This window comes from Pedobacter sp. N36a (assembly GCF_014472395.1).
Classification (GTDB): Bacteria; Bacteroidota; Bacteroidia; order Sphingobacteriales; family Sphingobacteriaceae; genus Pedobacter.
Window position 1 is genome coordinate 373,581 of sequence record NZ_JACSZW010000006.1, and the last position, 25,795, is coordinate 399,375.

The 25,795-nt window shown below is 41.7% G+C and carries 17 protein-coding genes; 7 read left to right on the forward strand and 10 right to left on the reverse strand.

Going from position 1 to position 25,795, the window contains the following annotated elements; all coding sequences use genetic code 11:
• The first annotated feature begins 126 nt into the window (after positions 1-126).
• Entirely contained in the window at positions 127-1,221 is a 1,095-nt protein-coding gene (locus tag H9X96_RS14490) for a hypothetical protein (RefSeq protein ID WP_187666977.1), read from the forward strand.
• Between the two features lie 286 nt (positions 1,222-1,507).
• Positions 1,508-2,803 carry an OmpA family protein gene (locus H9X96_RS14495; protein WP_187666978.1) on the forward strand — a complete coding sequence of 432 codons (1,296 nt, stop codon included), beginning with the start codon at positions 1,508-1,510 and terminating at the stop codon, positions 2,801-2,803.
• Between the two features lie 53 nt (positions 2,804-2,856).
• Here H9X96_RS14495 and H9X96_RS14500 read toward each other — a convergent pair whose 3' ends face one another.
• Positions 2,857-3,873 (reverse strand): serine hydrolase, encoded by a 1,017-nt coding sequence (locus H9X96_RS14500; RefSeq protein WP_187666979.1) that lies wholly within the window; start codon positions 3,871-3,873, stop codon positions 2,857-2,859.
• Between the two features lie 296 nt (positions 3,874-4,169).
• On the opposite strand from H9X96_RS14500, the gene H9X96_RS14505 reads away from it, so the two are divergent.
• From H9X96_RS14505 to H9X96_RS14515, 3 genes are read left to right on the forward strand one after another with little or no spacing between them, the layout of a single operon-like run.
• Positions 4,170-7,229: a TonB-dependent receptor gene (locus H9X96_RS14505; protein WP_187666980.1), complete on the forward strand. Its 3,060-nt coding sequence runs from the start codon at positions 4,170-4,172 to the stop codon at positions 7,227-7,229.
• Positions 7,230-7,247: 18 nt separating this feature from the next.
• Positions 7,248-8,633 carry a RagB/SusD family nutrient uptake outer membrane protein gene (locus tag H9X96_RS14510; RefSeq protein ID WP_187666981.1) on the forward strand — a complete coding sequence of 462 codons (1,386 nt, stop codon included), beginning with the start codon at positions 7,248-7,250 and terminating at the stop codon, positions 8,631-8,633.
• 24 nt (positions 8,634-8,657) lie between these two features.
• Positions 8,658-9,560 carry a hypothetical protein gene (locus H9X96_RS14515; RefSeq protein ID WP_187666982.1) on the forward strand — a complete coding sequence of 301 codons (903 nt, stop codon included), beginning with the start codon at positions 8,658-8,660 and terminating at the stop codon, positions 9,558-9,560.
• Positions 9,561-9,625: 65 nt separating this feature from the next.
• Here H9X96_RS14515 and H9X96_RS14520 read toward each other — a convergent pair whose 3' ends face one another.
• The 4 genes from H9X96_RS14520 to H9X96_RS14535 all read right to left on the reverse strand — a co-directional run bounded on the left by H9X96_RS14520 (position 9,626) and on the right by H9X96_RS14535 (position 14,585).
• A complete protein-coding gene (locus H9X96_RS14520) occupies positions 9,626-10,921 on the reverse strand; it encodes a serine hydrolase (protein ID WP_187666983.1) in 1,296 nt (431 codons plus the stop codon).
• 92 nt (positions 10,922-11,013) lie between these two features.
• The gene (locus H9X96_RS14525; protein WP_187666984.1) at positions 11,014-11,268 is read right to left on the reverse strand and encodes a hypothetical protein; all 255 of its coding nucleotides are present in this window, start codon (positions 11,266-11,268) and stop codon (positions 11,014-11,016) included.
• Positions 11,269-11,552: 284 nt separating this feature from the next.
• Positions 11,553-12,128, reverse strand: coding sequence for a hypothetical protein (locus tag H9X96_RS14530; RefSeq protein ID WP_187666985.1), 576 nt, complete (start codon positions 12,126-12,128; stop codon positions 11,553-11,555).
• A 111-nt stretch (positions 12,129-12,239) separates the two neighbouring features.
• Positions 12,240-14,585 carry an outer membrane beta-barrel family protein gene (locus tag H9X96_RS14535; protein WP_187666986.1) on the reverse strand — a complete coding sequence of 782 codons (2,346 nt, stop codon included), beginning with the start codon at positions 14,583-14,585 and terminating at the stop codon, positions 12,240-12,242.
• A 152-nt stretch (positions 14,586-14,737) separates the two neighbouring features.
• On the opposite strand from H9X96_RS14535, the gene H9X96_RS14540 reads away from it, so the two are divergent.
• Entirely contained in the window at positions 14,738-16,114 is a 1,377-nt protein-coding gene (locus H9X96_RS14540; RefSeq protein ID WP_187666987.1) for a sensor histidine kinase KdpD, read from the forward strand.
• Positions 16,107-16,814 carry a response regulator transcription factor gene (locus H9X96_RS14545; protein WP_187666988.1) on the forward strand — a complete coding sequence of 236 codons (708 nt, stop codon included), beginning with the start codon at positions 16,107-16,109 and terminating at the stop codon, positions 16,812-16,814. Before H9X96_RS14540 ends, H9X96_RS14545 begins: the two co-directional genes overlap by 8 nt.
• 20 nt (positions 16,815-16,834) lie before the next feature.
• Here the strand turns inward: H9X96_RS14545 and H9X96_RS14550 are convergent, their stop codons facing one another.
• From H9X96_RS14550 to H9X96_RS14570, 5 genes are all read right to left on the reverse strand, one after another.
• Complete coding sequence (locus tag H9X96_RS14550; protein ID WP_187666989.1) at positions 16,835-18,391, reverse strand: serine/threonine-protein kinase; 1,557 nt, start codon at positions 18,389-18,391, stop codon at positions 16,835-16,837.
• Positions 18,391-19,194, reverse strand: a complete 804-nt coding sequence (locus H9X96_RS14555; RefSeq protein WP_187666990.1) for an FHA domain-containing protein — start codon at positions 19,192-19,194, stop codon at positions 18,391-18,393. Before H9X96_RS14555 ends, H9X96_RS14550 begins: the two co-directional genes overlap by 1 nt.
• Before the next feature lie 11 nt (positions 19,195-19,205).
• On the reverse strand, positions 19,206-23,189 hold the full coding sequence (locus H9X96_RS14560; protein WP_187666991.1) for an FtsW/RodA/SpoVE family cell cycle protein: 3,984 nt from the start codon (positions 23,187-23,189) through the stop codon (positions 19,206-19,208).
• 53 nt (positions 23,190-23,242) lie between these two features.
• On the reverse strand, positions 23,243-24,622 hold the full coding sequence (locus tag H9X96_RS14565; protein WP_187666992.1) for a PP2C family serine/threonine-protein phosphatase: 1,380 nt from the start codon (positions 24,620-24,622) through the stop codon (positions 23,243-23,245).
• 101 nt (positions 24,623-24,723) lie between these two features.
• A complete protein-coding gene (locus tag H9X96_RS14570; RefSeq protein WP_187666993.1) occupies positions 24,724-25,674 on the reverse strand; it encodes a hypothetical protein in 951 nt (316 codons plus the stop codon).
• Positions 25,675-25,795: the final 121 nt, after the last annotated feature.

The following is a 25,795-nucleotide window of genomic DNA, read 5'->3' on the forward strand; positions in this document are numbered from 1 at the left end:
GGTTGATAAAGCTCACATGATATTGGAAGCTTAGCAGAACCCATTTAAATGGGGATCAAGATAATATGTATGACATAAAACGAAATAATTAGCTATAATTGGGACAAATAATATTTAATCCCTATTATGAAATATCAATTACTAATTTTATCGTTTGTCATCGTTCTTTTATCTTGTAAAAAGGCTGAAAAAGAACCTATTGAGACTGTCGTTCCTACCAAAATTTTAAACTTTAAAAGCATCACAGGACTGGAGAATTTGCTAGCTGATACGGAGCCTACTGCCCTCATGGTGACCCGCAGTATCACTTTACGTGATCCGCTTAAAGTGGAACTGAGTGGTACAGCTGAAATAAAGCTGATCAATTTCACATTGAAAACCATCAAAGATGTACATGTTTTCCTGAAGCTGGCTGGCGATGAAGAAAGAGTTGAGCTGTTAAAAATCGACTCAATTACCCCATTAGTGGCTTTTAAAATCCCTTTGTCGGTTGCTGAAAAGGAAGAACAGCTGTATACAGAAAGTGGTAAACTGGTGACCATTGCCAGGCAGAGCGACCTTTCTAAAGCAGCATTCACAGTAGTGGTAGACGATCCGTTTTACAAAATATTAAACAGCATTAAAATTCCATGGAAACTCAGCTTTCGCAAGTCGCAGGAAGATGCAGGCAATTGGTATCGGATGAATCCTTTGCATGCCAGAGAAAGTCTGGTGATGTTTACCAATTTAGCTTATTTGTTTTCCCAGCCTTCCACTCAAACTGCTTTTATGGCTTATGAAGGACTGACTGCTAATGATGGAACGTTATTGAGCACAGAGAAGAAAGAAGCGGTTTACCGCGATATCTTAACCAGAGCAAATATAGAAACCGGTTTGGTTAGAAATGTGAGTGGACTGGGAGGAGGAAACCTGGTTGCAGGAGCAGAGTACGTGCTGATGCGTCATTATAATAAGAATGCAGAAGAAGTGATTGTTCATGAACTGGGTCATGCGCTTGGTTTTAGCCACAGCAGCAACATGACTTATGCTTCGAATAGTAAAGCTTTTCATTTATCAATGAGACCTTTGGTCAATAAACTGCTGACAGACCGTCAATATCCTTATTGGGACTATAGAATGTTAAATACTTATAACAAGTATATCGATATGACTGGCGATTACTTGCGTGAAGGAAAAAATCCAGATGGTAGCAGACATAACGCCACAAAGTACGATTACTAATCCTTAACCTAATTATTCTTCCACAATAGCTCCTTTACCGCCTTTCGCTTAGTTAGAAATCGAATTGATCCCTTTCAGCGACGTTCGGCTGCCTAAAGGGTTCACAAAGAAGGAGTAACCTGAGTTTTCCGAAAACTTATACAGTTAAGTACTTTATTATATGTTAATTACAAGATATTTCTTATTTTTATATAGTGTAGGCACTGGATTTAATGCCGAATTGAAATTACTGCGGGTGTATAGTGTTGTCTGAATTTTAATATTTCTAACCTATAAAACTATAAGCATGAATTTAATTGAAATGTTAAAGAATGAGGTGAGCGGTAACGTGATCTCTTCTTTAAGCCAGAAAGCTGGCGTAACTGAGGATCAGGTGAAAGCAGGTTTTTCAGCCGGTATCCCTGCGGTTTTAGCGGGAATCCTCAAAAATGGCGCCGGAGGAGGCTTTCTGGATAGCATTCTGCCTGGGGTAGCCGGTTCTACGGCTGCCAATCCCACCGAAGATTTAATAAATAGTTCTGATGATAGCCTGCTGGAAAAGGGAAAATCCATGCTGGGCAGTTTATTTGGAAATGATTCCGGAGCAGTGAGTACTGCTTTAGCCAGTGCTACAGGACTTCCTGAGGGTAAATCGGCGGGTTTACTGGCGATGATCGTTCCACTAATAACCGGTTTAATTACCAAAGTCATGGCCTCAAAAGGCTGGGGTGTCTCTGATTTATTAGGGAAAATCTTTGAAAGTAAAAATGAAATTGCTGCGGCACTCCCTGCCGGTTTAGGCAGTGCTTTAGGTATCGGCAATATTCATCCTCCGAAACTAGATATTCCGGATATTCCTAAAGCTGCAGCGCATCGTGCAACTCCTTTTACACCGGTAAGCGTGCCGGATAAAAATACCGGCGGTGGTTTTATCAAATGGCTGCTTCCACTGATTATCGTTATCGTCGCTTTATGGTGGCTATTGGGTAGACAAGGATGCAACCAAACCGCAGTAACAAGTACCGTAGATTCTGTTTCTGCAAGTATTGATACTGCAGGGTCTAAAATGGGGGGTGTAGTGGATGCAACGGTAGTGGCTGTAGAAGGGAAATTGAATGAAGCCGGAGATTTTGTAAGGGTTCTTGGCCTGAAGATGACCAAGAAACTGCCTGATGGGAAAGAGATCAGCATTGCGGAGAACTCGGTAGAAAATAAACTGATTGGATTCATCGAAGATAAAAATAAACCAGTAGATAAGACCACCTGGTTTACTTTCGACAGGCTATATTTTGAACCAGGAAAAAGTACGTTAAAACCAGAATCACAAGAACAGCTAAACAATATTGCTGCGATTTTAGTGGCTTATCCAATGGTGACGCTTAAATTAGGCGGCTATACTGATAGTACTGGTAATGCAGCGGCAAATAAAGAAATATCTAATGAACGTGCGAATACGGCAAAAAACCAATTGGTAAAATTAGGCATTGATCAAAAACGATTGGAAGCAGAAGGATATGGCCCTGAGCATCCAGTGGCGAGCAATGCTACTCCTGAAGGAAGAGCGCAGAATCGACGCATAGACATTCGTGTAACAGAAAAATAAAGTTTTAATTATAAAAGCCGTTAGGAGCATTAAATCCTAACGGCTTTTCATGTTCATCCCGCCTGAGCGTCACCGTTATTGCCCCCGTGTTCATATAGTACACCATAACTAACCGGTTTTATAGCAATGCCCAAACCCCATGCGGTATCGCCATTATAGAGGTAATGCGGACTGTCTTTAGCCAGCTGTACCTGTGCTTTAAACATTTCTTCGTTCATCTCTTTTGATAAACCCCGGCCATCCATCAGGGCAATTAGAAATCTGGAAAAACTCATGGCCTCCGTGTGTAATCCTCCCGCTGCCTCAAACCAGGTTGAATCCTGTTCCGGGAAGGAGGTGGGCCATGCTTTGTCAAATGGTTTTCCATTCACATGTCCTTTAACTTTGTGCGCTGTGATGTATTGATCAGTGCTGAACCAGGCTTTTTGGAGATGAAGGGGCTTGCGGACTTCCTTTTGAAATAAAGGATCTAAGGTTTGTATCGTTAAGTTATTCAGTTGTGCAATTACTTTGGATAGGTAAAAATAACCTTCTCCTGAATAGCTGAATGCGGTGCCCGGAATAAATTTCAGGTACAATTCCCCATATTTATAAAGGTTTTCATCGCGTTTATCTGAAAATCTCCAGTTCGGAAAACCTGTAGTATGGGAGAGTACCATACGGGCAGTAATGAGTTTGTAACGCTCATCTTTGGCAATATCTGAATAAGGTAAGTAGCGGTATAATGGTGTATCCAGGTCTAATTTATGTTGATCCACCTGTTTTAATACAAAATAAGCAAACAATGTTTTCGACAGTGATGCCGCTTCAAAGATGGAGTTCGCATTTACTTTTTCTTTGGTTTCGATATTCGAAATACCTAATGAACGGTGGTATACCACCTTTCCATTATTAATCAAGGCAAAGGATAAACCTGGCAAGCCTAGAGAGTCCATCTGCTTTTTAATGAATTTGTCTAAATCAGCTTCCTTGATTTTAGCACCGCTTAGGGTTTGTAATTGCGCCCAACTTTGAAAGCTGAAAATAAAAAGCAGGAGGCATGCGAGTATAGAAAACAGGGATCTTTTCATAAATGCAGTATGGGATTTATTCTGTTTTATAGACCCGGAAGATAGAGGAGTGTTACAAAACAGATAATCTGAGATTTTTAAATAAAGTATACTAAAAAGGTAGACTATATTTATATATTTGCTACATCAAATTACAATCAAGCTCAAAACCAAACCAATTACAGCCTATGAAATGTTAAGTATACTATAAAAATAAAGGGCGGCCTTTCAGCACACCCTTCAGGATCTATAAATAAACCAGGTTTCAATTTGGACGTTGCACCTGATTTTTTACGTTAAAAACCCATTGTAAAAATATGAAAAATATTGATAGGGCACAACCTGCCTTACCTGGCCCTGGACTGTGGTCAGGATTAGTCTTTTACCTGCTGCTGACTTTGTTCTTTTCTCTGAACACTCTTGCACAGGAAACCAAACCACTGATCAACTCTACCTTAAAAGGAACCATTTCTGATGCCAGTACCGGCGAAAAATTAATAGGTGCCTCCATTCTCATTCAAGGAACTACACATACGGCCTCATCGGATCGGGATGGCGGATTCAACTTCGTGACCGGCCAAAAATTCCCTTATACTTTGATCGTTAAATACATCGGCTACAAGACCAAAACATTGGTCGTGGATGGGAGTCCTGTCGATGTGAAACTAGATCCCGAAGCCAGTCAGCTTCAGGATCTAATTGTAGTAGGATATGGTGCACAAGATCGTAAAACCCTGACCAGCTCAGTAGCCACCATTTCCGGAAAGCAGATCGAAGATATTCCAGTGGCAGGAGTAGATCAAATGCTGCAAGGGCAGGCTTCAGGTGTATTGGTTTCCTCAAATACCTCGGTTCCCGGATCTGGAATTTTTATCCGCGTCAGGGGATCGTCGTCCATCAATGCGAGTAATGACCCTTTATATGTTGTAGATGGGGTATTTCTCAACAATAGAACATTGCAGAGTATTTCTACCGGCGGACAGCAGACTTCGCCCATCGCCGATTTAAACCCAGGTGATATTGAATCCATCGAAATCCTTAAAGATGCCAATGCCACTGCAATATATGGTTCCAGAGGTGCCAATGGCGTAGTGCTGATCAGTACCAAACGCGGAAAACTAAACCGCAAAGCGAAAGTAGATATCGGTTATTATAGAGGCGTTTCAAAAGCCATTAAATTTTGGCCAACCATCACTGGGCAGGGCGAAGGGATTTTACAGAATGAAACCTTTTTAAATGATGGCGGTGCTTATGATAAACGCCCTTTCAGGCCAAAATCAGAAGGTGGACTTGGCCTGCCAGAAGAACAGCCTACCATCGATCGGGTAGGCCTGATCTTTCAAAATGCGCCAACCGAAAATGTGGACCTTACTGTAGCAGGCGGTGATGCAAAAACAACCTATTACTTCGGTGGAAATTATTATAATCAGGATGCCATTGTAAAACCGGACCGTTTCAGACGGGCAAGTGTTCGGGTCAACTTAGGTCAGCAGTTTAACGAAAAAACAAAAACGGGTATTTCTGTAAATCTGGTGAACACTTCCAGACACATGACGCCCAATAATAATGTACCCAACGGGACGGTGAACGGCGCTTTATATACTCCTGTCTATTTGTCTTTATTTAATGAAGATGGCAGTTATGCTAGACCTTCTCTTTTTGAAAATCCAGTTGCTGCAATTAAGGAAACCGTGTTTAAAGATGTAGGAACGCGGATCACCGGGAATGTTTTTACTGAGTATAAAATCCTGGAAGGACTGAAATTCAGAACGAGCTGGAGTGTAGATTTCAACGAGAGTAAAGCCGACAATTATTTCAACTCCAAGCTGCAGTTAGGTCAGGCACCGATCAATGGAATTGGTACTTCAGCCCTGAACAGAAACGTGACTCTGATCAATGAGCAATTGATCAGTTACGATAAAGTATGGGATAATGTGCACCAATTTAACCTGACCTTAGGAAACACCTTACAAAAAGAGACTTTTGAAACCACGAGCGTTACTGGGATAGGCTATCCTACTGACGAGTTTACTCTAGTAGCTTCCTCTGCCAGTCAGACTGGTACCTCCCGCCAATCCCAGGCCGGACTGGTCTCCTTTTTCGGAAGAGCCAGCTATGGTTACAACCTTAAATATATGATTGATGCCAGTATCCGTGCAGATGCTTCCTCCAGATTTGGAAAAGACAATCGATGGGGATATTTTCCGGCTGCGGGCCTAGCCTGGCGTGCCAGTGAAGAAGATTTCATCAAAGAACTGAACCTGTTTTCTGAGTTGAAATTCAATACCAGTTATGGCCTCACTGGAAATCAGAACGGCATCCCGGATTTTGCAGCATTGGGCTTATGGAATGGTGGAAATAACTACCTGAGTACTTCCGGAATCGTCCCTTTTCAATTGGTCAATCCAAACCTGAAATGGGAAACCACCACACAGTTTAATGCAGGGCTGAATATGGGTTTCCTAAAAGACCGACTCCACCTGGAATTTAACTATTATAACAAAAACACCACCAACCTACTGCTGCAGCAGCCGATTTCTCAAAAACTCGGCTTCGCCTCCATCTTCTCCAATTCCGGAGAAATCAGCAATAAAGGATTTGAGTTTTCTTTAAATGCACAGTTAGTTGCCCGTAAATTATTCAGCTGGAATACCCGATTCAACATCTCTACCAATAAAAATAAGATTGAGAAGTTAAATACGCCAATCCTGGACAACAGGACGATCATGCAGCAGGGGAGTCCGCTTTATTCCTTCTATGCACACAAACAGCTGGGCGTAAATCCTGCTAATGGAGATGTGATTTTTCAAGATGTAAATGGAGATGGCCTGCTTTCAGATGCGGATCTGCAAATCGTAGGAAATGCATGGCCTGATTTCTTCGGTGGCTTCGGGAACGAATTTACCTATGGTGATTTCGATCTGAATGTATTCTTTAACTATTCTATCGGCAATAAAATATGGAACAATACCCGCTATAGAATGGGACATGGAGGTTCCAGAAATGGTGTTTTTGCACAGCTGGATGAACAATTACAGCGCTGGCAGCAAGCAGGTGACATCACCGAAGTTCCACGTATGACCGCCAAAGGGAATAACGCGAGTATCATTTCAGATCGTTTTCTGGAGGATGGTTCCTATGCCAGATTGAAAACCCTTTCCATCGGCTATAAATTGCCTAAAGTTTTCCTGGCCAAATACCACATCAGTAATGTGCGGCTGTATGTTGCCGCAACCAACTTGATCACCATCACCAGATACAAAGGTGTGGATCCAGAGGTAAATACCATGGGCGACAATCAAAATGTAATGGGCTATGATCAGGCCATTGCTTCACAACCGAGAACCTTTCAGGCCGGTTTTAACCTTTCTTTTTAATGTTAAAATATGTAGATCATGAACTTTAAATACCACTCAAAATATCAACTGGTCCTGCTGATTCCGCTATTGTTTTCGCTGAATGCCTGCAAGGATTTACTAAACCCAAAACCGTTGCTGTACGTATCAGAAGACAACAGCATTGTGAATAAGAAAAGTGCAGATGCTGCGCTAATCGGTACCTATAGTGCCTTAAGTCAGAACAGTTACCAGGGCAATACCTTCCGGTATATTGTCAATCTTTCCGATGATAATTTACGCTGGGTAGGCAACTCACCCTCCAACCGGGAATTTGATGTGCATGATGTTTTTGCGACCAATACTTCGGTGAGTGCGTTATGGGGTGCTTTATACAGTACCATTAACAGCAGCAACAACATCATCCAATCCGTTCCAAAAGTAAACGACCAGACTTACCTGCAAACTGATAGAAATACGGCAATTGGTGAGGCTTATTTTATTCGTGCATTGGCGTATTTCGATCTGGTGCGTCTTTGGGGAAATGTGCCGATCATTACAGAAAGTACACGCAATCCAAGCAGCGGAGATGGGATTGGCAACAGCACGCCCGCTCAGGTATATAAACAAGTTGGGGAAGATCTGGAAGCGGCCCAAAACATGTTGCCGGCAAATCCGGCTGCCGGCAATCGCAACCGTGCCTCTATTTATGCGGTGTACGCCTTAAAATCACGGTTGTTTTTGTATTTAGGACAATGGCAGCAAGCTATTGATTATGCCGATTTGGTGATCAAAGAAACCGCGAAATTCAGTCTGGTACCTAGTTATTCCGCATTCTTTAATGCTAAAAATACAACGGAATCCATTTTTGAAATTGATTATACGATCAATAATAAAAACTCATGGGCGGGAAACTGGTTCGCCAGCAACCTGACCGGCGGGACGCGGGAACTCTTGCCAACAGATGAATTTATTGCTTTAGCAAGAGGCCCTTATGGCGGAGATCGCAAATCTTTATTACTGGACATCAATACACCTCCTAAAGGAATCATCACCTATGGAAATATGAATTTTAAAATATCTACCGGCGAAAACCAGGTTTATGCATTGCGGATTGCAGAACTATACCTGATCCGTGCGGAAGCCAGAGCGGAATTAAATAGAACGGCAGAAGCGGTGGCGGACATCCGCACCATCCGCTTGCGCGCAAAAGCAGCAGATGAAGATTTAAATGGCCTGACCAACAAAAACCTCATCATTGCGAAAGTTTTACAGGAACGCAGACTGGAGCTGGCTTATGAAAGTCACCGATGGTTTGACCTGATTCGCAGAGGCCTCGCACAACAGGTGCTGGGCATCAGCGATCCCAATAAATTGCTGTACCCGATTCCCCGTCAGGAGCTATTAGTCGACAAAGCGCTTAAACAAAATCCAGGTTATAATTAATTATTCAATTCTAAAAAATGTATTATGAAATCAATCACATTAAATTTAAGAAAAATAGCCTTTACAACCTTGGCTATGGCTTCTATTGTTCCCTCAAGCGCTTCTGCTAAAGGACCGGATGAAGGGAAAAAGCTGGAAGGCACCATCAACATTACTGGAACACGATTCCTATTTCCATTAATTGAAAAATGGGGAGCAGAGTTTTCAAAATTGCACCCAGGTTTGAAGTTTGTGGTAAAACAAGGAGTAGCGAATCCAGATATCAATGCCTCAGCGGCGCCATTAAAAGAAAAAGATCCCGCTAAAGGGAATTATACGATTGTAAGCCGCTTTGCAATCGTTCCAATTGTAAATATTAAAAATCCTGGTTTAGAAAAACTACAAAAAAGCGGCTTTAAGGCCAAGGATTTTGAATCCATTTATTTCAGCAACAATACCAGTAAGGATAAGTTTGCGGCATTTGGAGATCAGCCGGTGTCATTTAAGGTGTATAGCCGCAGTGCCTGTACTTCCGCCACATTTTCAAGTGTGCTGGGAGAGGAGCTGAAAGATTTGACAAATGCAGGCGGTAAAAAGATTGCGGATGACCATGTTTTACTGCAAACGGTAGTGGATGATCCACTGGGTGTGGCTTATAATGACCTTGGCATCGTGTATGACCTGAAAACAAGAAAACCAAAGCCTGGGATTGCCGTGGTCCCTACAGATTTGAATGGGGATGGCTTGATCAATAAGGACGAAAGTTTCTATGCGGACCTTGATCAGCTAATCCATTCTTTAGAATCTATTTCTACCAATCTACCACCTAAAGGTGATTTTAGGTTAATCTATAAAGATAATCGCCCTGAAGTGACTGCTTTTGTGAAATGGATATTGACTGATGGACAGCAATATGTGCATGAATACGGCTTTTTAAACAAAAAATAACCCAAATAAAAAACGCCTTCAAATCACAAATTTGAAGGCGTTTAAATGATCAATGGATACTAGCTTTAACCAGCTGTTTTTAAACATTTGATCACATTTTCTCCATCTTTAATGGAAACTGAGTTGATACTTCCGTCTTTGTTTTTTGTGAAAAATACTGTAGGATCTAAGTCCATAAGGAAGAACTTACCCTCAGTTTGTGGAAGCAAATTTAATAAGGGAATCCCTGCCATCCTTAATACCAATCCACTGTTTGTTAAAGTAACGCTTACATCCACACCATCCTCTCTTTTATATTTCCCTACATACGTTTTTAAAATGCTGTCTGGTAGCTTTATGGTTGGAGGTATTTCGTTTAGTTTTGTACTTTTATAAGCCTTGTGAATAATCTGTGTACCTTCAGGGAAGGCGGCTCTGACGACGTTATTACACATCATTAATCCATTATCAGCATTAGTTAATACGATGATTCCTCGCTTTGATTTTGGCAGTAATACCATGATTGCCGCAACACCTTGATCGTTTCCGGCATGTTGTAATGCATATTCATGGTTTGGAAGGCCGTTGATGATACGCCATCCTAAACCTTGCTGAAGATTTGGGCTAATGACAGCCTGTGTTTTTATCATTTCCCGGCTGAGCTTTTTCGAAATCAGATCGCCTTTTATTACCGCTATTGCAAATTTGGAAAGATCGTCAATGGTTGTGGTTAAACCTGCTGCAGCACTGGCTCTAATTGAATAGTCGGTTCTGGTGATTTCTTTGCCATCTGCATCATACATTCTGCTGTGTCTGTCAAAATTTGTTTTACCATCCCATGCATGATGAGTGTCCTTTAGCTGTAAAGGCTTGAAAAGAATGGAATCGGAAAGCTGTGCTAAAGAGCGGTTGAATTTCTTCTCAATCGCAGATTTGAGGTATTCCATTCCCTCTCCGGAATAATTGAATTTTGTACCTGGCTCAAAGTTAAAAGTTAATTTCCCTGTTAAATCCATCCAGCGCCAATTGTCAAAACCAGATTGCTGACTGAGTACATGGCGAGTGCTGAGAACTTTGGAATAAGGGTTTGAAGCTACTTCCGGATCTATATAATAATTGGCAAGCGGTTCATCCAAATCCCATTTTCCATCTTGAACCAATTGAAGTACCATCGTGGAAAATACGACTTTTGTCAGGGATGCAACTTCGAAAATCATGTTTTTAGGAGCTGGAGCTCCATTATTCAGACTTCCATATACCTTGGATTTTATTAGTTTATTATTTTCTATGATGCCAATGGCCACATTTGGGATGTTTAAATCCTTTTGCCATTGTATGATTTTGCGGTCTAGCATATTCAGGTCAGATGAACCGTGCTTCATTTGACCTGATTTTGATTGCTGAGAAAGACTAGTATTGGGGTTTAACGTAAGAAAACAGGAGGTTAATAAAACATAACCAATAATTTTGTTCATTAAACGGACTTCCAGATTTTAAAAGTATTCTGCTGATTTCCATTCGTCTGGATCACCAGGCATAAGTGTTCTTCTCGTTGAGGGAAATATTTGTCAATGATCAATTGTGTCTGTTGGATCAATTGTCCAAGGTGCTGTTCAAAATCTATGTTTTTAACGTTTAAGATAACCTGGTTCATTCTAGATGAAATGGTGCATTCGAAGGTAAACTCTCTTTTTAGTGCTCTTACTACTTTTGACCTCAGTTTTTTCATTGAATTCTGATTTAGGGCGTCATTGAATAGGGTTTTTCCCATTTGTTATTTCAGCTTTAAACGCTGGCAGCTTTTATAAATTGTACCGGGAAATGTCATTATTTTATTTCCAGGAAATAATTGACTACTTTCTAAAAATAGCAAAAACTAGATCAGTACCTGCATTTTTGAAGGGATTTTATTGTAACAAATTTGGGGTGATCAGCTTAATTTTCAATGAGTTTCTATACTAAAAAAAGCCCCCAGACTTAAAAACCTAGGGGCTGATTCGGTGACGAAATATCTTATTTAAACATTGCGTTAACTGCATTTTGTACTTTCTGCGCGTCATCTTCCACTGTTTTTTTGATGGCAGGATTAAATGAAGCCGCAAACTCTGGTGTAATAGAGATCAATTCTGGTTCATTTAAGATGGTAAGGTCAAATACATTACTGCCGAACTTAAACGTGCTTTTAACTTTAGTGATGTCTTTTTCTATGTTTTTTGCAAACTCGTAACTGTTGCTGATCTGGTCAAATGCGTCTTTTGCCGACTGGAATATAATTTGAGTAGCGACATTCAGGTCATTGATGATAATGGTAGCTGCTTTTAATTCTGCTTTTAATGCTCCTTTCACACCTTCATCTAAGCTATTCAGCTCAGGTAACAAATCTTCACTGAAGATGATGTCCTTTGGATCTTTAATGAAGATAGCCAGTTTTCCGCTCTCGTCTAAATGCTGTTCCAAAAGTATAGGTGCATTACCGTCTTTCAGGTTTGCAACGTTTGTAGAGGTGTATTCAATTTTGATGTCGCTGATCACATTTTTGATAACGTTTACAACGTGTTCCAATACCGGGTTTGGAGTAATATTGCTCATTCTGTAATAATTTTTTTGCAAAGGTACGGGATGCTAACTTCGTTCATATGCCCAAAAGGAAAAAAAGAATGAATTTTTAAAGAAGGGCTTCATTATGAGGTGTTTGTGTTTCTATAGTCGACCTCTGATCTCCTGGTTCGCCTCAATAGCCTTGTTTTTAACTTTTTGCTGGGTACTAAAGCTATAAACGAACATAAAAAGGAAGGATCGGGTTCTTCTTTTCTGATAGAAGTCCAGGCTGAAATCCTCATAGATAGAGAAATTCTTGTCGCGCTGGGTATTGAACACATCATTGCAGGCAAATTTTAGCTGTGCTTTTCCTGCAATAATGCTTTTCTGCAGACTGAAATCAAGTCTGTATTGAGGAGCAGCGCTTACTACATAGTTCTGAAATCTGGAATTAAATACGTTTAACAAGTCTGAGGACCAGGTTTTAGATAAACTAAACCGCGTATAAACATTACTATTGAAAGCATATTGAGAAGGCTGTAAATCACCATTTTTAAATTTGTAGTAATAAGCACCTAAGGCAGTATTGGTATATAACCATTTCGTAAGGTTGCTGAAGTAGCTATAGTCAAGCCCGTACCTGGATTGCGAGCCAAAGTTCTGGGGTTTATAGTAGGTGATATTTCCGATATTGGTATATACGCCTGCGATTAAATCCTCCGTATGGTTGATATAAAAAGAAAGCGATTGTTTCGGAAGCTGGTAACTGATGTCCAGGCTATTGGTAAATTGCGGTTTTAGGTCAGGATTTCCCTGTAGGTAGGAGTAATCGTTTTCTTTGGTGATGAAAGGGTTTAAATCCCGGAATGACGGACGCTGGATATTTCGGGCTAAGGAAATGGAAAACGTTCTTTTTGGAGCAATGGTATAGCCATAATATAAACGCGGAAAGAGGTTTAAGTAATGCCTGGAGACTTGAGTGGTATTGATTTTATCTTTACCGGAAAAATCAGTGTATTCTGCTCTTAAGCCCAGGTTAAAACTGCCTTTCTTGGAAATTTTACCCGTTAATGTGCCATAAACTGCAGCAATGTTTTCTTTGTTTGTGAAATTTTCCTGGTTATAACTGATCATTAGGTAATCTGGAGCCTGATAAATACGGGTATTCAGCTGATGCTCCCGGTTTACCGAACTCATTTTTAATCCGCTCTTTAATTGAAAGCCATTTTTGTATTTTTTCGTCAGATCACCCTGACCTACATAATAATCAGAGCGGGGATCAGCGTTAAAAACCGTCAGACTGGAATTGAAATTTCCAAATACATCATCTGTGTTTGTGGAGTTGTCGCTTGGGTTTTCATGATGTCCCGCATTTAAGATAAATTTCAGCGTACTGCCAAGCCTGTCCAGTTTAAAGGTGTAATTCAGGGCCCCATACCAGACTTTGTTTTTAAAATTCTCTGAGCGTTGGTTGCTGCTGATCGAGGAAAGTGAGGGGGCATAAACGGTTAAGGATTCAGGGGTAGTATATAAACCTTTCCCATTGTTGTAATATAATTCTGCTCCAAATTCATTTTTGCTGTCTGGATAGAAAACCATTCCAGCGAGCAGGTTGACATTTCTTTTATCACCATTGAAAAGTCCATCTGCTTCATTTTTACTTTGGCTGGAAAAAAGCTTGGTCGTATGGTAGGTCCCAAAATCCTTGTCTTTTCCGTAGCTGATTTTAGTATAGAAATTCCATTTATCCGATCCGTAATTGGTGTTTAGACCTAGATAATCCGACCAGATATTTCCTTTTCTATAGGTATAGGAACCTGTGAAATTTGAGCTGAGGCCTTTTACTGGCTTCTTAAGGATAATATTGACCACACCTCCTTGAGCAGCAGCATCTGCGTCGGCGGAAGCCTGGGCTTGAATTTCAATGTTTTGGATCCTTTCAGCATTTAGACTCGAAAGATAACTGGCTAAATCCCGGCCAGTTAAATATAGCTGTCTGCCGTTCACATAAATTACGGGTATTTTATTTCGTAACAGTACTGCCCCATCACCGTTTACCTGGAGCCTTGGTGCTCTGGCAAGAACATCGAGGCCTGAGTATCCGGATTTTAGTGGACTGCTTTCAACGTTAAAGATCAGCTTGTCGTTCTCCATCTGTACCAGCGGACGCTGACCCACAATATGTACCGTTTTGAGTTCGTTGTTCAAATTTACCTGGAGCACGCCCAAATCCAGATCATGACTCAGCTGTATGGCTTTGCGATGCAGCAGCTTTCCAAAAATGCTGAGTTTAAGCAAATACTGACCAGATTTCGCAATCAGAATAAAATCACCTTCTTTAGTTGTTAATTCGTTTTGATAGCATGAAGAATCACCGGTTAGTAGGACTACAGTAGCATAGCTGACTGGTTTTGATTCCATATCTAACAGCTTTCCTGTGATTTTTACTTGTGCAGCGCAGGTTAAAGAAAATAGGATTAAGAGTGTGGTCAGTAGTTTTGAATGCATATTGCAATAGATTATCTTTTTCGTATCTTAATTCTTTATTAAATCAAATATGTAGAAGAATTCCTCTGAAATAAGTTAATCCAATGTTAATGAAGCGTTAATGGTATCAGAATTCTTAAAAGCAACCCAGTTGAGGTATATATTTGTGATAGATGAAAGTTGAAAGAAAAATTAAATGGTTAATTGCTTCCTGTGTGATTATTGTAGGCACCCTGTCTTTCATTCAGTATGCGCTGGTTTTAAATACTTATAAGTTAACAAAGGAAAAGTATTATACAGAGATCCGGTCTGAAATAGGAAAACTCATCAATAGGCCATCCATTGCTGTTCTTGAGGAAAAGACTCAGGAAAACTTGAAGCATTTGGCCAGGCTTTTCATTTTACAGCAGATCGATAAAGCAACCTTATTTTCCAGGCTCAATCAGAGCGATGATGCGGAAATAGAAAGCTTAAAAAGGCAGCTTTTCCAAGACATCCAGTCCAATAAAATCTTAAAAGATCTGAAATATAAAGCGCAGTATGATGAAATTCTGATCACGTTTAATGGAAAAACCGATACTTTATTGTCTACTAGGGATACGCCTTTTGTTTTTCTTGGCAGCCCTTTTCAAACCCTTAATACCTTACTAACTGCGAATGGCAGCAATACCATTGTAGATAGTTTTCCCAAAGCAGATGGTAGCGGAACTTCGGCCATTAAATTACAGATTCAACGCGCCCAGTATCTGGAGGTCTCTACCTGGAAAACGGAGGTCTGGAAACGTATGGTAGGAATTTATCTATTGGCGTTTCTAATGATTGTGGCAGTTATCCTCCTTTTTTACCTGGTTTTCAGTGCCATGTTCCGACAAAAGAGGCTGGCCGAAATCAAAACAGACTTTGCCAATAACATTACCCATGAGCTAAAGACACCTTTGAGCTCTGTTGGGCTGATCTTAAAGAGTCTGGAAAGGACCGAGGTGCGTTCCAATCCTCAGCTAACAGATGAACTTTTAGCTTCCCTGAATCGTCAGCATTTTAAGATCCAGAAGCTGATTGATTTTGTGCTGGAAAGCGCTCTGTCATCTCCTGATGAAGTTAAAAAGGAAAACGTAGACATCAGTTCCTATCTGCAAGATTACGTGAAGGAAATCAGAATGGAAGGCCATGAGTTTATCAGCGCAATCAGTCCTGAAAAGCATCACGTTTTCATCAACATGGAGATTTTAGATAAAATCTTAAATAACCTGATCGAGAATGCTGTGAAGTATAGTCCGGAAGGGACTGTTATCTCTTTAAAAAGTAAAGTGCAGCATCGTAAATACAGGATCGAAATTACTGATGCAGGACCGGGGATTCCTTTAGCCTATCAGCCATTTATTTTTGATCAGTTTTTTCGCGTTCCTGCACACAATCAGCACGATGTAAAAGGGCTTGGCCTTGGTTTATACCTGAGCAAACAAGCCGCAAATTTAATAGGGGCAGAATTGATCATGGAAAGCAGATCAGGGGCAGGAAGCACATTTATTCTGGAGATAAAATATGGATAGCAAGATACTGATTGTAGAAGACGACCTTGACCTGGGAAACCTGCTCAAGCAGTACATGGAGATGAATGGATTTCAGGTAAACAGGGTATTCAATGGTCTGGAGGCTTTTGATGAGTTAAAGCATAACGCTTACGATTTGATGGTACTGGATGTGATGATGCCTGAGCTGGATGGCTTTAGTTTGGCTAGGAAATTGAACCATTATTATCCGGAGCTGCCCTTTTTGTTTGTCACGGCGAAAAATATGAGGGAGGATAAACTGGCAGGCTTAAAGCTTGGCGCTGATGATTATATCGTCAAGCCCTTTGATGCGGATGAATTGATCCTGCGCATCAGGAACATCTTAAAGCGGACGAAAAATGAAACTAAAAAGATCAATAAGGTTTTCAATATTAGTCTCTTTTCTTTTGATTATAAGAATCTGCTGTTAAAATCTGATGATTTCGAAAAGATACTTACAGAGAAAGAAGCAGATTTACTGAACTATCTATGTTTAAATCAGCAGGCGCTGATTAAAAGAGAAGATATTTTAGTGTATTTATGGAAAGAGCCAGACTTTTTTAATGGCAGGAGTATGGATGTCTTCATGAGCAGGTTGAGAAAGTATCTGAGCAAAGATCCCAAGATCCACATTGAAAGCGTTAGAGGGGTTGGCTTTAGGTTCTTTGTGGATGGTGATTCAGTTATTACAAATTCATAAGGTAAAGGAATAAGCCTGGCTTATTCCTTTACCTCTTTAAGGTCGTTTTTATTTAACCAGCCTTTGGTCACTTGTCCATCTTTATTGGTATGTGTCACATAAATAAAGCCATTTTCTTCTTCAATTACATTGAATTTGGCATTGTTCCATAAACCGAGTACTCCGTTTTTCTGCGAACTGGCATTTGCAGCTTCATAGAAATAGATGGTTCCTTTTGGGATCTGGTATTTTTTACCCTCGCTCACAATTACAGGGGTATTCTCTTTTGCCTTCGCTTCTGCTTCTGCACGTTTTGCGGAGGCTGCCATCTGTGCTTCATACTCTTTCCTGAGACTGTCAATTTCCGCCTGCTGTGCAGCGGTATCTATCGCAACGGGCTGAATTGCTGCAGTGGTATCGCGTTCATAATGCTGTTCATTGCTGCTGGTGTCGGCCTTGCTTATACTTGTCGTGTCCAGTGCAGCGGTACGCATGGCATTACCATCGCCCTTCATGAACAAGCCGTAAGCGGAAAGCATCCCCAGGAGTATAATGGATAAAATCAGGAGCGTAAAAACAGGTTTCGATAACCTGACCTCGTCAGTTGCTGCTGCCGAAGCTGTTGCTGTTTCCTGATACAAAGGTGCTGCAGGTTTAACCTGTGGTGTTACTGGAACAGCTGCTGGAAGGATATCAGCGCCTCTATGTATGATTGCATCCTGTAAAACAGCACCGTTGGCATATCGTTTTTCAGGGACTTTCTCTAAGCAGTTTTTTATGATGTGCAGCAGCCAGCTTGGGACATTTGCTTCTTTTTTTCTTTTCTCTGCATCCCAGCTTTCCGGCAATCTGTTGAGGCGTAAACTGATCGGATCGGGCACTTCTGCTTCCATGTGCGAAATCATGACCTGATTGCGTGAGCTTTCATTTTTATTGATCAATGGGAAAGGTACCGTTCCGGCAAGTAATTCATAAAGGATGATGCCATAACTGTAGATATCCGTCTGAAAAAACATTTCCCCATCGTGCTGTTCAGGAGCCATAAATTCTACGGCACCGGCATGGCGCAGACTGGTTCTGCGTTGCTCGTCCGACATGATGGCTAGGCCAAAATCCAGCAATACATAATTACCGGTTTCCGTATTGAACTTTACGTTGTTGCTCTTGATATCTCCATGTTTAATGCCTAAACGGTGACAATGAGCAAGGGCATTCGCCAGCTGTTCGGCCAGTTTAATGAGTTCTTGAATCGTAAATATCGGGGGATGAGGAGGCATTAACAGTTTCTCCAGATCAGGGCCTTCAATGTACTCCATCTCAATAAAGGGGAAAGAACCGCTTTCGGTAAGCCCGGATCCCAGTATTTTAACCACATTGGGATTGGGTACTTCATTTACCTTTTTGAGTTTTTCTACCTCATTTTTAAACCTGATGAAGTTTTTGTCATCCTCACTTTCTGTATGGATAGGTGTTGGCATGATCTTCACCGCTGTGATGATGGTTCCTACCCGTTTACCCTTATATACAGAACCCTGGCCGCCTGTACTTAGGGCACCCAGATTTTCTAATCCTTCTGTTATCGTAAAAACTTTACTCATTATACAATATTAATAATTCCTGAATTAATATAACTAAATTCTAAAACGGCAAGCTCACCTAAAATGATTTGATCACCTTCCTGTAAGGTATGACCGATCTCGGAGACATTCAGTTTTACCGGACTATGGTCGCCTACGGATCTCATTCTTACCTTGTTGCGGGGTGGAATGCCGCCTTCATCAGCAAATAATAGAAAAGAGCCGGTATTGCTGTCCCATTCTATATGCGCATGCTGTCTGCTGATAAATTTATTAGCCTCATCTGTACTTTCATCGTAAAAGGCAATGTGGTTGATTCTGAAAAATCCATCACTTACCTGAACTTTGGCTGCTCTCCCGATATTGATCTTTCCATCGGCAGCAGTAATCTTATATTCCATCTGCTCTGAAGCTCCGTTCAAAGTACGGATATAAGCAGTGCTGGACTTTGTCACCACTACATGTTCCGGCGTTCTGATGTAAAGCGCGGCATTGATATTGGATAGTTTGAGGGCATCTGCCGGCAATTCTTCTACGAAGTTAATCTGTAAAGTCCAGTCGCCGGGCAAATCTATCGCAAAATCATCAACTATGCGCTGGATTTCATTTTTAAACCGCTGTTCATCTTCCACAAAAACAGCTGATTCGTACATAAACCGCTCTGCTGGCAAACAGGCCAGCAGCAAGGCGAGGCCTTTAATGTGCTTGCCTTCACCGCCTTCAAGCTTTTGGAGTTCCTGCTTGATCGCGGTTAGTAAGGCCTCTCTAATGGCTTTTACATCCTGCAATGGTTCTGGTGTTCGCTTACTAAATAGATTAAACATACCATCTCTTTTTAAGTTTTATTCTCTTCTTTACTAACGTACCCTAATTTTAATAAGGCAGGGATCACATGCTGACCTGCCAGTCTAACGGCTCTGCTGGAACCTCGGGTAGATTCAATTCTGATACACACTACAATGTGTCCTTTGCCATTTGCTTTGGGCGCATAAAAAGTATACCAGCCATCATTTATCTTTTCATTTTTCCAGATCCGCTCTGGAGTACCTGTTTTTCCAGCTACTTTTAAGCCTAGTATCGCGGTTTTATTGGCACTTTGTTTCAGCATATAACCGCCAATGGTATTTGCATATTGTGGGTTGTTGCTCAGCTGAACGGCGGGGTTCACTGCCGTTGCGGAATCACTGATTTTCAAGACATAGCGGTTGGCTACCAGGTTGCCGTTATTGGCTACGCCTGAAATCAATCTGGCTACAGCAGCAGGTGTTGCAATGAGTTCACCTTGTCCCCATGCCATTCCTGAAATTCCCTTAGCCCTGGTCCGGCGAATACGTGTCGGGTCATATTTAGGCTTGGTATTGAATTCTGTTTTTCCCCAAAAGGCCATCCATTTGGCCTCCTGTTTCAGGTTCGCCGTGTCTCTGCCATAATAATAACCACCCACACCATGTAAAAACATCCCGGTTTTTAAATACAGGCTGGCCATTTCATCCTGTAGGTGTTCTTCATTGGCAATTTTAATGAAGTAAACGTTGTTCGACTTCACCACCGCCTTTTCCATATCTATACGGCCGGTTTCATCGGGTTCAATGCCTTTGGTTCGAATCCGCTCTGCCATCGTTACATTGTAAGTCTTATTTGCCGCTTCAGGGCCGAGCTTATTGAAGGCAGCCATTGCGGTAAGTACTTTTGCAGTTGATCCCGGAGGAGTAGCAGTAGTAAAACCCAGATCTGAAGTGGTATACCATCCGGCCATTTTATTCTGTTCGGTGATGCTGGTATTGAGCAGATCCCAGTTTTTAACAGGAGGGAGGGGATACACTGCCGAACTGAGCACATCGCCGGTTGCATCTTCCATAATCACTACCGATACCCGACTGTTTCTGATGGCAGTATCCTGAGCCATGGTATGCTGGATGGTGGTTTGTAAAGCCGCATCTATGGTCAGCTTCACATTGCGGTTTCGTTTTTTAAAGGCTTCGACCTCATTGCTGTTGATTCCGGAAAGTAAAAGCGGAGCCAATGCGGCATAATCTCTTTTGCTCAGCGTCATTTCTTTTACTCCCCTTGGCAGGAACCTATTTTCACGGTATTTATGCGCTTGGGTATTAAAGGAGACCGTTGGTGTTTGAAAACCTCTGAGTTCTGCACCATGTTCGTATTCGGCAAAATAACCATTGGTACTGCCGTTAAAAACATTGGTATTCTGATCGCCAACCCAGAAAAATAACTGTTCTTCAAAAGGGTAATATCTGTCTACACGTTTATGTTCTGCGGAATCCAGGTTATAGGAAATTCCTGCATTACTGAGTTGCTGTTCTTGTTTTTTGATGTGTTCCGGGTTACCTGTTGCCAATATCAATCCGTTTCTATCGTATAAATCGCCTGCGGCCAATTTGTTCATTAAGATGGCAATTCTGGGATTATAACTGAACATACGTGCCCCACTTCTGTCTGCCACCATTGCGGGCTGCACTACCCATTTTTTATTGTGGGTAATGTATCCGGCTACCGTAAATGAAAGCAATACGATTGCGATACTCGCTGCCAGGAGGGCTGGAACCAGGTTTTTATCCTGTTGTTTGGTGATGTAAGTCATCTGTACCTCTGTGCCTTTTACCAATGATACCGCTAATAAAAATCCTGCGGCAAGCATATTCGCCACCAGAGAAGAACCACCGTAACTGATGAAAGGCAGGGCCACGCCTGATAGGGGCAATGCGCCGGTAGAACCACCTGCGATGAGTAAAAACTGGATGAATAAGCTGATGCCGATCCCTGCTGATAGATAGAAGAGGAAGGGCATGCCGGTTTGCCGCCCAATCAGGATGGAGCGGTGTAAAAATATTAGGAACACAATGAAGATGCCTATAATTCCGGCGAGGCCAAATTCTTCTCCGATTGCGGGTAAGATCATGTCGGTATGAGCCTCAGGGATGGTTTTCGCAAAACCTTGTCCGATGCCCTGACCACTAATGCCGCCACTGGAAATTGCCCAGATGCCATTGGCCACCTGATCACCACCATAGACTTCATTGTTCCAGGGGTCCTGCCAGATGGATTTACGTTCGCTAAGCCTGTTTACAGGGCCAGGAATTAGTTTATCCAGGTATGGAACCTGATCGATCAGTAAAAATGCGGCCATGACTACTACGATCATGATGGCCGATTCGCTGGTCTTTTTATTGATCACCATAATCAGGGAAACCAATGCGGCGGTCACTAAAGTCGCGATCCATACATTCAGCAGCCATGCACTGATGACATAGATAATAATCGCGGTCAGCATCATCATAAAATCTCCTCGGGAAAAAGAGAAGAGAATGATAAAGGTGAAACAAACCACCATTGCCGGGCCTAAATCGCCTAATAATAAGTAAAGCAATATCGCGGTCAGAATGGCAATTAAAGCAAATGAGAAGAAGAACCAGCGCTTTTTCCAGCTGCTGTACTCGGTGATAAAGCGCTCATTTGAGGCGAAGAAACCAGCAAGGAAGAGGATGATGGCGTATTTTACAATTTCGCTGGGCTGTACACCAAAGAGGTTCACTTTTACGCCACTGCCTTCCGGACCGGTACCAAATACGATGGTAAAAGCCAATAAGCAAAGTGCCAGGATGGCCCATTGCCAGCCTTTTGCCTTACTGAAGGCATTTTTAACGAGGAACATACGGTACAAACGCGAGTCTACATTGAACTTTCGCAGGTTTAAGGAGAGGATAATTCCAATACTCAATACCCCTAAGCCATAAAAAATAAGGCTGTCTCGGGCTAAAAATCGATCCCTTAAAGGGTCTTGTAAACTCAATAAAGTCAGGAAAGAAAGCCCGGTCATCAGCATAATGATGGGCAGTATCAATTGATCTGCCTGGGGATATCTAGCCTTTAGAAGGAGGTGAAGCAGGAAGAAGCCGCTAAAGAAACAGCCCAATATGATCCAGTACCATTGGTTATAGTTTTCCGGGGTTCGTACAATCAATGATTTTTCCTTTTTCAGGATCTTGAAATCACGGGTGGAGAACAGCTTAATGCTATGCGGAGATAGCTTAAAATTGAGCGTTACCTCTTTGTCCAGTTCCTGCAGACCCTGCGATTTTCCAAACTGAGCGCCTGGTTTTAGTGGGAGTACGCCATAAGCTTCATGGTCTGGTAAATGCTGGAAATGGTATTCGCCATTTGCGTCGGTTCTTAAATAGGCAATGAAATCATTGACCACCTCGTCTTCAGTGTATGCGGTATCCTGAGGCAGGATCATTTGCAGGCGTACTAAAATACCGGCAACCGGCCTGTTTGCCGTGTCGGTTATCTTTCCACTCAGTCCATAACTGCCTTTGGCGAAATCTTTGACCGAAGGTAATTGCTGCGGGTGTTTTTGTTCCTGCTGATATTTTAAAGAGTCTGTTCCGGTAAAGCCCAATAACAGGCGCGAAGCCAAAACTCTTTCTTTAAAGTTTTTTCCGCCATTTGAAAAAGCGAGATCTGCGGGAACGAAAAATTTGCGTTTGTTCAGCTCCCCGATGTTGTCTATGCCTTGTTTATGCAGGGAAACCTGGCTGCTCACGACCTCTTCGATCAGGTTGATGTCTTTTTTATCCTCGAAATAGTATCCTTTTATCAGGAGGTTTTTGATCCGTTTACCAGGCTCTGCATCATTTAAATTCACCATTGTGCCTTCCTTCAATCTCGTGTAGACTTCCGTAAAGCTTTGCTGCTGAGTAAAATAAAGCGTGACAAATAAGGCCCCCAATACGATGGTACTGAGCAGTAAAAAGATACGCTCAATATTTCTGCTTTGGAGATTTGCTGTTTGTTTGCCCATATTATGGTGTTATTCTGGATAATTGATGTCTATTGGTTGGTTTAATCGGCGTTTTATTTTGGCTTTACCGCCGGGATATCTGTTCGTATGAAATTTACATTTTTCAGGAGTACCCCTTTTTTCTGCAAAGCACTGTTATCGATTACGTTTTCTAAAGTAAAATTCTCCAGTAAGGTGCTTTTATTACTGGGAGAGATCAGGAATGCCGGTCCTTTATAGCCAGTATCACTTTTGATGACCAAGTTTCGCTGTGCCCTGAGGTATAAACTATCTCTGGTAATTTTGATCGGTTCAGTGATCATAATTGGCGATTTAAACATGGTCGTGTCCAGGATTAATATGTTTCCTTTCAGCTTGTTCAGGGTGTCCTGGAGTTTAAAGGCCTGGCTAGGCTCAACTACTGTAGAATCTGGAATCAGCGTCGGTTTTGTTTCTGGGCTCTGCTGGTTCCAGAAGAAATAAGCAATTGCAGCAATGACCACAAAGGCGAGGATCAGTAATATTGGATTTAACTTCTTCTTGTTTTCCGGAATTAGTCTTTCTGAAACTGCTCTTTCTGGAGTTGTTATTTCTGGATTTAGCTGCGCTCTGCTGGTTTGCTCAGAACCTAGATGTGCTGGATTTGTTATGGTTTTCCTTTTCCTTGCTTCAGATTTTGGTTTGGTGGCTTCATGAACAAATGTGGCTTTGTCATTGGTGACCAGTACTACCGTAATGTTATCGCGGCCGCCATTCGCATTTGCGAGGTCGATTAATGCTTTTCCTTTTTGTTCCAGCGTAAAGTCTTTCAGCAGGATGCCCGTGATGCTTTCTTTATTTACCATATCCGACAGGCCATCGCTGCAAAGCAGGATCATATCGCCTGGTAAGAAAGGTGATTGGCCGGTTTCGATGTCCTCTTCCTGGCCATTGATACTTCCTGGGAAACCCAATGCCTTGTTGATCTCATTCCGTTTAGGATGCAGCATGGCTTGTTCTTCCGTTAAACGTCCTGAGTCCTCCATAAAACCAACGAAAGATTGGTCTTTCGAGATTTTGATCAGGGAGTTGTCGCGCAGCAGGTACAATCGGGTATCGCCCACATGTGCATAGTAGAACAGGTTATTGCTCAGGTCGGCGATTGCAATCGTGAGTACGCAAGCCATGTCTTCATGCGCTTTTTCCTGCTGTTTGGCAGAGAGAATGCGATCGTTTGCTTCAGTAATTGCATTTCGCATCAACTGCAGAATATCGCCTGATGGCTTACTCAGCTGCATTTGTATGGTCTCTTTCGCAATTGCAGCCGCTACTTCGCCACCGGCATAACCTCCAACACCATCAATTACGCAGGCAAGGACCAGTTCGTTCCCTGCTATTTTTTGTGCAACAAAAGTATCTTCGTTATTGCCGCGTACTTTACCAACATCTGTAATTCCAAAATAGTTGCTATCCATTATTCCTGTTTGTTGGTCGAGTTTTTAATCGACACAAAATGTGCGATCAGTAAGATGATACATATGAACAATAACGCCAGGGATAGGATTTGTGACATACGCTAGGCTTTAAATATGTTGATGCCGATAATTCCATTCAGAATTATTTTTGAATTCAGGGGAAGTTCTACCCAATTTGGATCATCCGGATTACTTCGTTCTACCAGATTTTCGTTGAGAATGGTTTTCTCTCCAAATGAGGAAAGAAAGAATTTATCTTCTGTTTTGCGATAGCGAATTTGAAGGTGCGGGGAGTTTACCCATTCAGAAGGGATTTTGAAAATATTGGCCTCTTCCCGGATTTCTTCATTTCCTGAAACGATGAGGTCATTAGACATCATCAGGTATTCCAGTTTTTTTCCGGAGAAGGCTTTATCGGGCAGGGTGGTTTCAAATCTTGCCAGCACTACATTTTCGACTACCGAATCATTTTTCGGAGCAAATTTCAGATTGGCCAGGTAGGGGATTTCGTAATAACCTTCGCTGTAAAAGATGAAATCCTTTAAGATGTCGTTACTGATGTCGAAAGTTTGGGCCAGCCCAGTTTGACGGGGAATAAAAGTAACCCTCAGATTTTCTTGCTTCTGACCGCCATCAGGCATTAATTTACCAATAAAACCTTTGTCTCCGGGTTTATAATCAGGGTGCGAAACAAAGCGGAATACCCATTTATTACTGGATGGTTCCACTCTTTTGCCAGTTCCTGCATAATCATTCAGTATTTCATAAAATTTCTTTACAGATTCCTGTGCAATTAATCCGAATAGACCGTTTCTGTTGTCCATAAAAGCACGATAATCCTCCGTGTTTAAGCAGATGATATATTCATGGTAGAAGACTACGCGTTCCGCAAAGGAAAGTTCCGCAATAGATTCCTTGAATTTTTCTATGATATAAGTATAAACGGTGTCGGGCGTAAGTGGCTGTGCCTTAGCTACCGGATCAGTGTTATTATTGCTTAAAAACCAATCTTGTATACCTATTCGCTGCCAAAAAGAAGTTTTTTCTTCCATTAATTAACGTTTAATGATCTTGTAAATTTTTATATAACGGTAAAGCTAGGTAATTCATTGTGAAAATAACTATGCTGTGCGCTAGCTGCAGTCCTCCTAAACAGGTTTAAGTGATAGCTCA